This window comes from Caballeronia sp. AZ10_KS36 (genome assembly GCF_023631105.1).
In the GTDB taxonomy this organism is placed as follows: Bacteria; Pseudomonadota; Gammaproteobacteria; order Burkholderiales; family Burkholderiaceae; genus Caballeronia.
This window is the reverse complement of sequence record NZ_JALQDQ010000052.1, coordinates 1-10,692: the sequence shown is the minus strand read 5'-3', so window position 1 is coordinate 10,692 and position 10,692 is coordinate 1. Positions and strand designations below refer to the sequence as shown.

15 protein-coding genes are annotated in these 10,692 nt (G+C 57.7%); 10 read left to right on the top strand and 5 right to left on the bottom strand.

All coding sequences use genetic code 11. The annotated features are described in order from the left end of the window. The 5 genes from NCR35_RS29515 to NCR35_RS29495 form a co-directional block, all read left to right on the top strand. On the top strand, positions 1-626 hold a 626-nt coding region (locus NCR35_RS29515; protein WP_250537431.1), incomplete at its 5' end, for an integrase domain-containing protein. After that, entirely contained in the window at positions 610-864 is a 255-nt protein-coding gene (locus tag NCR35_RS29510; protein ID WP_250537430.1) for a hypothetical protein, read from the top strand. The genes NCR35_RS29515 and NCR35_RS29510, both read left to right, overlap by 17 nt. Positions 865-1,326: 462 nt before the next feature. Next, positions 1,327-1,968, top strand: a complete 642-nt coding sequence (locus tag NCR35_RS29505; protein WP_250537429.1) for an AAA family ATPase — start codon at positions 1,327-1,329, stop codon at positions 1,966-1,968. 15 nt (positions 1,969-1,983) lie between these two features. After that, complete coding sequence (locus NCR35_RS29500; protein ID WP_250537428.1) at positions 1,984-2,235, top strand: hypothetical protein; 252 nt, start codon at positions 1,984-1,986, stop codon at positions 2,233-2,235. A gap of 527 nt (positions 2,236-2,762) precedes the next feature. Then, on the top strand, positions 2,763-3,542 hold the full coding sequence (locus NCR35_RS29495) for a replication initiation protein (protein ID WP_250537427.1): 780 nt from the start codon (positions 2,763-2,765) through the stop codon (positions 3,540-3,542). 91 nt (positions 3,543-3,633) lie between these two features. Here the strand turns inward: NCR35_RS29495 and NCR35_RS29490 are convergent, their stop codons facing one another. From NCR35_RS29490 to NCR35_RS29470, 5 genes are all read right to left on the bottom strand, one after another. Continuing rightward, positions 3,634-3,930 (bottom strand): HigA family addiction module antitoxin, encoded by a 297-nt coding sequence (locus tag NCR35_RS29490; protein WP_008344540.1) that lies wholly within the window; start codon positions 3,928-3,930, stop codon positions 3,634-3,636. A 10-nt stretch (positions 3,931-3,940) separates the two neighbouring features. Further along, complete coding sequence (locus NCR35_RS29485) at positions 3,941-4,219, bottom strand: type II toxin-antitoxin system RelE/ParE family toxin (RefSeq protein ID WP_008344539.1); 279 nt, start codon at positions 4,217-4,219, stop codon at positions 3,941-3,943. Between the two features lie 149 nt (positions 4,220-4,368). Then, positions 4,369-5,280, bottom strand: a complete 912-nt coding sequence (locus NCR35_RS29480) for a tyrosine-type recombinase/integrase (RefSeq protein WP_250537432.1) — start codon at positions 5,278-5,280, stop codon at positions 4,369-4,371. A gap of 37 nt (positions 5,281-5,317) precedes the next feature. After that, positions 5,318-5,710 (bottom strand): DUF2513 domain-containing protein, encoded by a 393-nt coding sequence (locus NCR35_RS29475; protein ID WP_250537426.1) that lies wholly within the window; start codon positions 5,708-5,710, stop codon positions 5,318-5,320. Between the two features lies 1 nt (position 5,711). Continuing rightward, positions 5,712-6,098, bottom strand: coding sequence for a hypothetical protein (locus tag NCR35_RS29470; protein WP_250537425.1), 387 nt, complete (start codon positions 6,096-6,098; stop codon positions 5,712-5,714). A 208-nt stretch (positions 6,099-6,306) separates the two neighbouring features. Here NCR35_RS29470 and NCR35_RS29465 point away from each other — a divergent pair, with 208 nt between their 5' ends. From NCR35_RS29465 to NCR35_RS29445, 5 genes are all read left to right on the top strand, one after another. Beyond that, complete coding sequence (locus NCR35_RS29465; protein WP_250537424.1) at positions 6,307-6,774, top strand: hypothetical protein; 468 nt, start codon at positions 6,307-6,309, stop codon at positions 6,772-6,774. Further along, on the top strand, positions 6,771-7,076 hold the full coding sequence (locus NCR35_RS29460) for a cyclic-phosphate processing receiver domain-containing protein (protein ID WP_250537423.1): 306 nt from the start codon (positions 6,771-6,773) through the stop codon (positions 7,074-7,076). The genes NCR35_RS29465 and NCR35_RS29460 overlap by 4 nt, the downstream gene beginning before the upstream one ends. Positions 7,077-7,192: 116 nt before the next feature. Next, a complete protein-coding gene (locus NCR35_RS29455) occupies positions 7,193-8,308 on the top strand; it encodes a hypothetical protein (RefSeq protein ID WP_250537422.1) in 1,116 nt (371 codons plus the stop codon). 410 nt (positions 8,309-8,718) lie between these two features. Further along, positions 8,719-9,183, top strand: a complete 465-nt coding sequence (locus NCR35_RS29450) for a helix-turn-helix domain-containing protein (RefSeq protein WP_250537421.1) — start codon at positions 8,719-8,721, stop codon at positions 9,181-9,183. A gap of 1,203 nt (positions 9,184-10,386) precedes the next feature. Continuing rightward, a partial coding sequence (locus tag NCR35_RS29445; RefSeq protein WP_284503389.1) for a phage integrase N-terminal domain-containing protein occupies positions 10,387-10,692 on the top strand: 306 nt, incomplete at its 3' end.

The window sequence follows — 10,692 nt, the reverse complement described above, 5'->3', positions numbered from 1 at the left end:
CAGGCCGAGGCGACTGGTCGGATGCCATCACCAATGCACAGCTCGGCGTGCCGACCGGCACGCGCATCGGCACCGGCCGCGTGATCGATGCACACGTGCTTGCGCACGCCCTCGAGCACGCATCGGCCGACACCCGTGCGTGGATCCAGCTCGAGCGCTGCCTGGGCTTGCGGCGCGAAGAGATGATCGAAAGTCACAAGAGCCTGAAGCAATGGGAGGTGGCGCTCTCACGTGGCCAAAGCTTCATAACGATCCGCCACGGCACGAAGGGCGGACGGGTGAGGGATACGGTCATCCCGATGCCCTACCGGGCGCGCGCATTGGACGCGGTCAGAGCTGCATTGGAGATCGTAAAACAGCGGCAATACCTGGTCGACGCGACGACGGCGCGCGCAGCCCAGAAGCAGGTCCACGACCGCTTTGCGGCTTTGGGTCTAATGGGAGATAACTCCGGTCACGCGCTGCGCCGAGCCTTTTGCCGCGACAACTACGAGTACTACCTGAGCGAGGGCCACAGCGTCAAAGAGGCGCTCGCGCTGTGTTCGCGCGACCTCGGTCATGGTGAAGGCCGCGGCCGCTGGGTTTGGAACAACTATCTGCGGGCGACCTATGAGCAGCAAACCTGAATTCACGACCGCTCATCGGTTGCCGAAGGGCAGCGTATGGAAGGTCAAGGCCGAACTGGTTGGCGGCACACGGCTGGAAGGGCTTTCGGGTGCGACTGACGCGCTGCCGAGAGTGAAGATCTCGTCCGATGCGTTCGAAGTGCTCAAAAGCCTTAGGCATCGCGGTGAGACGATTCGGGAGGTGGTGGAGCGGCTGATCTTCGCTGCAGCGGAGCAGCCAAGCCGAGTCGCGCGCTGAACAGGATCTGGTTAGGCCAGAAAAGTCTCCGACAAGTGTCAGATATCTGCCCTTTCGAGGCTCAGCTTGTGAAGGAGAGTCGCCGTTGCCGTCTAAGTGACCGAAAAGTGTCAGTTAAGTGGCACTCTTCGGGAGGCTTGAGAAGCGTTGCGCGCGCAGCGCGAATCGGGCATGAAGTCGGCGGTTAGCCAACCTCCTTGTCTTGCATGGCTCTGAATGGGTCCTTTGCCACAACTTGCAGCTGTTGACCGTCAGATCTGGGCAACCGGTTATAGGTGACATAAGAGTTTCGGGCCCGCTTTGGCGGGCTTTTTCGTTTCCGCCGCTCGATCCGCGCCCGCGTTACGTGTAAGAAAAATCTCGTTGAGCACCGGCAGTGCAACGCGTTGAAGACTTCGCAACGTGCTATTGTTTCAACATTATGCAAATATGTCTTCAATATTGAAACAATATAGGATCACCATGATTCTGACAATCGGCAACACGAAAGGCGGCGTCGGCAAATCGACCCTCGCCGTCCAGCTCGCGCTTGGACTCGCACTTGACGGACAGCGCGTCTGGTTGGTCGACGGAGACCGACAAGGGACGAGCCTAGGCGCGATTACAGTGCGCGCGGAAAGTGGCCGGGCGCCGATCGCCGCCGCCGCATACCCAGACGGCGCGACACTGCGCGCACAGGTCACGCAGCAGGCCAGCGCATACGATCACGTCATCATCGACGCCGGCGGACGTGATTCGACTGCATTACGCGCGGCGCTAACAGTCTCCGATCTCATGCTAGTGCCGTTTCAGCCGCGTTCATTCGATGTTTGGGCGCTGTCGGACGTGGCGAGCCTGTTACGCGAGGCGCGCAGTGTGCGTGACGTGCGAGCTCTAGCGTTGCTGAATGCCGCCGATCCGCAAGGCAGCGACAACGAAGAGGCGAGTGAGGCGCTTGCCGACATTGAAGGCATCGAACTGCTGCCGCTGCGCATCGGGCGGCGCAAAGCGTTCGCCAGCGCGAGCGGTGCGGGGCTCTACATCGACGAATACCGGCCGCGCGACACGAACGCGTCAACGGAACTATCCGCATTGAAAAATCACATCGTTTCAATATTTAAATGATATTGAAAATATATTATGTCAATCACAAAAAAACCTAAATCTGTTGCTAGCGAGCCAGCGGCAAATGCGTTCATCGGTCGCGCTCCCGATGCCGCCGCGCCGAGCTTGAGCCCGCCGGCGCGGAAAAACAAGGTTCAAATCGCTATTACGATCGCCCCCGACTTGCTCGCCACCGTCGACGCGCTCGCCGCACGGAAGGGCCTTAGCCGAGCGGCGGCGATTTCGCTCGCATGCGCCGAGTTGATCGAGCGCGACGCGAAAAGTTGATGCAACAGACTGTTCCCTGATGGTTGGACTGTTGCGGGCGGTTTTAAATTGGCCGTTTTCTCAATGGGGCAAGCCCGAAGGGCGCGTCAGGCCCAAGTGTGGGGAAGTCCCGCACCGCGTAGCGGCTGTCCACGGGCCGGGTTTTGGCCAGTGGACAGGGGACTTATCCACACGGGGAAGTTCTGAATACCGTGCCCGACCGGTTTTTAGATAGTTTTTTCTTGTTTATAAACAGCGGTGAGCCTTATGCAGTAAGGGTTTGCAGCCTGCTATTGCGTCTTTTTCCGGGTCAATTGCGTCTTTTTCCGGGTTAGTGCGTCTTTTTCCGGGTGCTATCCACAGCCCATGCAGGAAGGTTTCCATCCCTTATTCCCTCCGGCGTGCCCTGGCAGCCCTGACATCAATCACATCGCATGGCATGCGCATCACCAAATTGCGTCAATTTCCGGGTTATTGCGTCTTTAGAACATGTTGACGCAATTTGAGAAATGCGTCAGAGTCGCCGGATGACGCTTTAAGGGGTGAAAATGGCAGGGAAAGCGGCGAAAGCGGAGAGCTATTCGGCGATCACGGATAGGCCAGCGGGCGATCGGTGGATCTCGATGAGCAACGCGCTGACGCGAGCGGGGCAGGGGCTCACGCTGGCCGAGAAGCGCATTGTGGCAGCCGCTGTCAGTAAGCTCGACAGTCGGCGCTTGCCGCAAATCGGCGAGTTGCCTGTGACCCGGATAACAGCTGCAGAGTATGCCGACACATTCCATGTCGACGCGAACACCGCATACGAACAGCTCCAATCAGCGGCCAAGACGCTCTACAACCGCACCATCACCTTCTATGAGGCCGCGCATCGGCGTAATGGCGCCCCGTTGCCGCCAACGAAGGTTCAAATGCGATGGGTCGGGGTCGTCAAATATCAAGTGGGCGAGGGGTGGGTTGAATTGCACTGGTGGCCGGCACTGCTCCCCCATCTGACGGCGTTGAAGGGGCAGTTCACTACGTACCAATTGCAGCAAGCGTCTGCATTGCGTTCGATTTATTCTTGGCGGCTGCTCGAGCTGCTTACGCGCTTCAAATCCACTGGCTGGGCTGAATACGACATAGAGGACTTCGCGGCCGCGATGGACGCGACTGAGAAGCAGCGCCAGAATTTCAACAACATCAAACGGCGAATCATCGAACCGGCCGTTGCTGAGCTCAACGAGAAAGACGGATGGATTATCCAGTGGGAGCAGATCAAGGCCGGGCGGAAGGTCAAGGCCGTGCGATTTACCTTCGCACGCGACCCGCAAGGCCGGCTCGAAATCTGAGGCAATTAACGATCGCCTCATACGGCGCGGTTAGCGGCGGCCGGAGGAATGACAAAAGGTGCCGAAGCGCCCTTGATCGTCAAAGCCAAGCTCACGCGTGCGCGCGCTCGACCTTGGGCGTTCCCTTGGAGCGTGCTTGCCAAAGGTCATAGGCGGTCTGCTGGGCCAGCCACACGTCTGCGCGGCCGCCATTCTCGACACCGAGCCAACCTTCAATCCGAAGGGCCATTTCTGGCGAGATACCTGCATGCTCGTTCAGCACGCGTGACAACGCCACGCGCGTGACACCGAGCTGCTCGGCCGCTTGAGTGACCGTCAAACCAAGCTCCGGGAGGATATCCTCCCGAAGCGTTTCACCCGGGTGAGGCGGGTTAAACATTTGGGTCATGTACTGAACCTTAGTGGTAGTCCTGGTAGTCCACCAAGACAGCGTCAGTACCTTCGAATGTGAAGGTCATCCGCCAGTTCCCATTCACGCTGATAGCGTAATGACCGGCTAACGGCCCTTCCAATCCGTGAAACTTCCAGCCCGGCACATTCATATCATGTGGCGACTGAGCCACATCGAGCCGAGCTAACTGACGCTTTAATCTAGCTGCGTGGTCGGGCCTGATGCCCGCCTTACTTTCGGTCTTGAAGAACTCTTCGAGTCCTTTGTGTCGCCATGACTTGATCATGGTGCTCCCAATCAAAGTGGTTAGATACCATCTCTTACCTCTCTAGAAGTCACGTCAATTAGTCAGTTGGCCTGTCTGATGAACGTCATCATGTATAGCGTATAGTTACACTATACATTATGACGTTTATAGAGTCAATGTGGGTCTTGTTAGAGCCGGATTCGCTCGACCTCATCGAGGCTGATGTCGTCGCGGCGCCGGTCATAGAGCTGAGTGGTGCGCGTCGATGCGTGATTGGCCATCGTGGCGGCATTCTCGAGCGTGCCGCCGTTCTTCAGATAGGCGGTGATGCCCGTCGCGCGGAACGTGTGGTTGCCGATCTTCGTGCCGATCCCGGCCGCCACCGCTCGGCGCCGCACCATCGCGTATGCGTTTGCCTGCGGCAGCGGTGTGGTGCTCAACTGCCCGGTGCCACGCGCGATCGTGCGGAACAGCGGCCCCTTCGGCTCATCGCGTAGGCCGGTCTGTTCCAGATAGTCGTGCAGATACGCTTCCAGCGAGTGATGACACGGCATCGCATGCGCCTTGCCGCCTTTCTCACGAAGACGGACCCACAAGCGCCGCTGCTGCACATAGACGTCCTCGACCCGCATCGCCAGCGCCGCGCCGATGCGCGCAAACGAAAACACCATCAGTGCGATCAGCGCGCGGTCCCGCAGACCGATCGGCGTCGTTACATCGATGCTGTCCAGCAGCTGCCGTGCTTCGGAGGTGTCGAGCACCGGGGTCTTGCCCTGCTTGGCGCTGTGGCTCGGCCCCCGCACGGATGCGGCCGGGTTGTGCGGCACGATCTGGCCGGTGACGAGCCAGTCGAACAGGTGGCGGATCGCCGCCAGGCGCTGCTTGACGGTCGGCGCCGACAGCGTCTGCGTCTGCAGCTCGATCCACGCGGCCACATGCAGCGGCTGCACGGCGGTGATTGAGGTCACGCCGGCACCGGCGCACCAGGCGAGAAAATCTCCAACCGCCCTTGCATACGCCCGCCGCGTATGCGGGTTGCGAATCGCCGACGCAAAGAACTCCAAGAAGCGCACACCGGCGCGATCACCGGCCGTGGTCATCAACGGCGGCAACGCGGAGGGCGTGACACCAATCAGGCTAGAGCTGGACACCGGTACGCTCCTCGATCTGCTTCCTGATGAAGCCTTTGGCGAGATCAGCCAGCAACTGAACCGTGAAGCCGCCGGCGGAAAGCGCCCCTGCCTTTGTCTTGGCCCACACCTCAGGGTCGCGTACTGACTCGATAAAATCGTGTCCGGCCCAGCTCACGTTGCGAAACGCGGTCCCAGGTCCAATCGCCATTCCCAGTACGTCCAGCCCGTCAGCATTTATCAGCTTCGCCTGCTCGATGAGTGACACGTGGTAGGCGATCTGCGCGACGGTGTAGCCTTCGACCCGCATCTCAGGATCGTCAGGCCGAATCATCCGGTATCCGATGGGCGGAATGGGGAGCGCCTCGAGCTTAAGCATCAGCTCGCGGATCAGGTCCATGTCACGCTTCATCGCCGACGCCCTTGAGGCTGGTCTGAAACGCCTTAGCCTGCTTAAGCAAGTGCTCGACTTCCTCTGGCGTGTGGGCTTCGACCTCAACACTGCCGACTTTCAGGCGCAGCTTACGACCAGCACGCCCCTGAAACCAGCCTGCGAGCGCCGCACCCAATGCCGGTCCCAGAAATGGGCCAACCACCTTCGCAAATTCAACGACCATACCGACCGGAGCATTCGGTGAGGCTCCCTGAACCGGAATCAGACCGCCATGAGTTCTGGCAAACGCGCGTATCTCGCGCAATGCGGACATATAGTCTTCACTCAGTGACGGGTGCCCAATGTCGTCAGGTGACGGAAGCAACGTCACGTTGAAGTCAAACGTATCGGCCAAGACGATCTCCTATACCTGATAAAGGACATTATCACATATACAGCAAGCGTCGATTTGTAGAGTGACCCTGCGTTTCATGGAAAAATAGATTGTAGACAGCTTATAGACTACTGAAAATTATTTGCAAAACGATTGCTTTCAATACAAACCTTCTGTAGTCTACACATATAAATTCCAAGATTACAACAAATCTCTTATAGGAGATCGCATGAAGATCACTCGCACCAGCTTTACTTTTGAAGGCACCCCGGAAGAACTGAAGCTCGCGCATCCGTTGCTCTATGCTGACCTTCAGGGCACAACCGAGACCGCACCAGCGCCGTTACCTTCTCTCCCCGAGGAAGATGGAGCCAAAACCGCCGAAATACTGAGCTCGCAGGCAGTCGATGCGTTCTTCAAAAAGACGCCAGGGTTAAGTGCGGATCAGAGGGCAGTGATGAAACATGTCCACGCCGCAGGCGATGCCGGCATCACGTCTTCGGAACTGGCAAAGCACATCGGCAGCGCAGATGTCGTCAGGGTTGCAATGCGGTTGTTTGGGAAACGTGCCGCCCACACACGCGGTTGGCCGAAAGGAGTGACGACATTTATTCGAAAGTGGGAGGGTAAGGAAAACCGCTACCTGTTGCGCCGAGAGTTTCGCTCCATCCTAGAAAATGGCCAGGTAACACTGTGAAGGTCTTTCTCGACGATGAACGCGCGCCCCCGGACGGTTGGGTCCGCGTCTATTGGCCGGCTGAAGCGATAGCATTGCTCGAGTCAGGCCAAGTGGACGAACTCAGTCTCGATCACGACCTGGGCGATGATGAACGCGGTACCGGCTATGACGTGATTCTTTGGATTGAGGAAGCGGTCGCGCTTCGTGAGTTCGTTCCACCGAAGATCCGTGTTCACTCAGCTAATGCGTCAGCCGCCGCGAAAATGCGTTCGGGCATGCTGGCCATTGAACGGCTTTGGGCGCAGCGCCAAAAAAACTGATGCCGGCACATTGATTTATCAATCCGTATTCGACGGCCGACTACGCCTTGTCCGTGCGCTTGGCTCCGTAGAAGGTCGCGCTTTACGTTCTCGCATATGCCCCAAAAGAGGTATGGATGAAAAGCAACACGCGATATTTCAAGGTCTCAATGGAGACGCTGCGAAAGCTGGCTAAGGACAGTAAAAATTTTTCGCTGGTCGCGGGCTTCCTGGTAATGGCACGGCACTCATCAGGCGTAGAGATCGAGGGGCATCCGCCCTATACCTTCACTGGTGCGGGTGCAAACTCGATCAAGACCAAGGTGGGCGGAATGGCCGACGCCAGGTCGAACAACATTCTGCAAGAGCTGATTGCACGAAAGCTATTGGCGCCTGCGTCATTGGCCCCAAAGTATTCAAGGATGGCGCGGTATCGCGTGATGCAAGGCTCCTTGGACCTGGAGCTGCCGCATGCGCTAGTCGATGGGTTGGGTAACGCCGACATTCCCTTGCATCGAATAAGGGCTTGCACAGCCCCCGCCGATGCTTATCGGGAGACGTTGAAGGCCCTTTCCGCCAATGACTGCCAACTCGACGCGCTCATGTTGATGCTGGAAATGTACGCCTCGCTGCGTATGTCCCAGTGCGGCGGTGTTGATCCGCGAGTCATCCATCGCGGATGGGAGGAATCTAACGTCCGGGCGAAAGAAGGCAATTTTCAATGGTTGTCGAATCCGCTTCAGGCGTCTTCATATACAAGCGAAGTGCATAGGATCCTCGCTCATGCGATTGAAGGAAAGAAGGTGCCAGACAATATTTCCCATCGGTTCTGGAGTGCCTGGACCAGGTTGCAAGCTGCCGGCCTGTTCTATGAAGCGGTCATGATGTTTGATGCCAATCCGGCAAGCAACGAGACCGCAGCGGCTGTGTGCACTCTCCGCGTCAATGACTTCCATTCAGGAGCGCAACGCGACAACGAGCCCAAAGATCCAAGTTTGCTGGCCAACCTGGACACGACCCTGGCTTTCTACACGCAGGAACTGAATGATCGGGAAGATCCCGAACAGATTAGATTTACTTGGCCACTAGATCATGGCTACGTCATTGGTGTATGGCGTCCTCGCTATAGAGCTGCGACGCGAGATGGAGGCATCTGGATTGAGGAGGAAAATAGACGTTGTCTGACCCTTGCGGAGCAGATCGTCAGTCGCCGTGAGTGTATCCCAGCGACTGACGAGGATCTCCCCTTTTGAGCAGGTGGGACATAAAGGTAGAATGAATAAAAAGGTAGATTGACGTCTATAAAAGCTATAAAAGGGAGAATGACTTCGAAAAAGGGAGATCGACGCCTTCGCTTCGCAAAGGAAGGCCGGCCACTATCGGCTGGAAAACTCGACCGTGGTCCCGGCAAGCGTAAGAAGTTGCGCCTTTACATTCCGCGGCGCGAGATTCTTAGCTCGGGCGGTTCGGAGAACACAGATCCCCCAACGATAGGCGACTCCCTCGGCAAGACCTTCAAACGTGCCGGCGAAGGCCAACCAGAACCAAAGGCCTAACGGACACCCCGACAATTTTCTCGATCGCGACAAAATTGCCGCGACAAAATTGTCGTTATAATAATATACATTGCACAATATCCGGCAAACCAGTTAAAATCGCTTCAATGAACCCGGCTAACGTCACTGTCGATCTCGAGCTCAGCAGCTACCCCATTCAAGAAAAATTTGGGGATGCGCTTTTGCCCGGATTTACGGTCATTCCAGCCATCCTGCTTCGTGAGCAGCACACACTTCGGATGAACGATGGCGAGATGTTGGTGGCCATGAACTTGTTGTTGGCCTGGTGGGAAAAGGACAGGTTGCCGTACACCAAGCCGGCAACGATCGCGAGACGCATGGGCGTAACCGCCCGTACCGTTCAGCGACATATCAAAGGACTGGAAGAAAAGAATTTGTTGCTGAGAGCAGTCGACCCAAACGACAGCGAGAAGACGTCGTTCGATCTAGCACCACTGGTCAGTCGGCTTGAAGATTTGGGTCGAAAAGCCGCTGCGACGAAATGGAAAGCTCAAGCGGCTGGACAGACAAGCACACAGCCTGCGTCAGCCGGATCGGAATTGCTGGGTTGAAAGAAGAAAGCGTCGGTACACGTCCAACCGTACCGCGTAGCAAGACGTCGATGTAGGCCGAACGTCCAACACTCGGCCCATCCGACGGTGATGTGAGAAGACCTGTCAAACCTCTGCGGATCCCTGGCAGGACAGCATGGGCGTCCAACACCCTTGCCGTATGCCGCAGAAGAAAGTCGCGAAAAAGAAGTACCTCCAAGCCGCTGCTTTTTTGCACCAGGCATTTTCATTCTAGCAGTTGATGATCATTCGCTGCCCTCATGAGACGCCGTATTACTTGCTGTTCGTTGACTAACGGTTGTCGGCTCTGGTTCGCCACCACCGTGTGCAGATAGGATTGGTTGCGATTGCTGTGAAAGGGCATCTGTTTTTATGCGGCTTTCGACTCTTTTGAAGCAGCCTGTTTGCACAAGAAAAACCCTGTGCTAACGTAGCCGTGCTTTTTGCGTTTTGACGCATCGATCTAGGATCGAGCACAGATCTCGATCCAACTTCTTAAGCCGGGCACTTTGCCCGCAAAACCGCTTACGGCAAGTGCATCGGATCCGTCCGCCCTGCACAGCCCCCTGAGCGATTTTTCTAGGCGCTTCGGCGGGGCTCTCGTAGTCCGTCCATTGCAAGCGCACTCACTTTCCATCTCGGGCGTCGCCCGCGCATCACATTCTTCCGAGCGACCTCGCTCGAACCTTCTCGTCTTTCGGCTGCCAACGAGCAGCTCAGCTAGCGCATCGCGTCAACGCTTGCCCGTTTGCTGTGCCGACAGCCAAACGCAGCCAAGCACGACACGGTGACTTCAGCGCCTTCCACGGCCCGATTATCCGGAGCATCCGCTGAAGGCAACCACGTGGTTTTGCGCGTCACTGCTTCGCATCGAGGAGCAGTGACGCGCTTTCGCGCACCACCCTCGCTCGCGCCACGTAAAGGCGCCCGTCTACCGACGTGATAGTTAAGCGCACGTCAGCGCGTCGAACCGGCCAACCGGCGAACGACAAACGACCTCATCGGCAGCAGCACCCTGGCCACAACAACCCACCTCCAGGTGGCGGCCACACCTCCCTAAACGAATGCAGGACCCGGCTCGCTGGAGCGACCCGGCGCAACAGAAAACAACGACGAACGAGTCCAACGAAGAAGAGCATGAGCAAGTCCACTTCACCGCCGAACCGATCACCCTCGCGGCCACGCTCGATCGAAGCGAAGTTCATGGCCGCGTCGCTTCACAAGGGTGCCGCGACCCTGACCCGGCAGAAGATGCTGACCACTTTCAAAGCGTTCGCCGCGCATGCCAAGCAGCGGCGCTATGGCGATGTCGATCCCGCCACCGTTACGGAAAAGCAGCTTCGCAATTATGTCGGTGCGCGCATCGAGTCCGGCATCACGCCGCGCACGATCCAGAACGAAGTGAGCCATCTGCGCCGCGCCTTGCGCGGCGCAGGCCGAGGCGACTGGTCGGATGCCATCACCAATGCACAGCTCGGCGTGCCGACCGGCACGCGCATCGGCACCGGC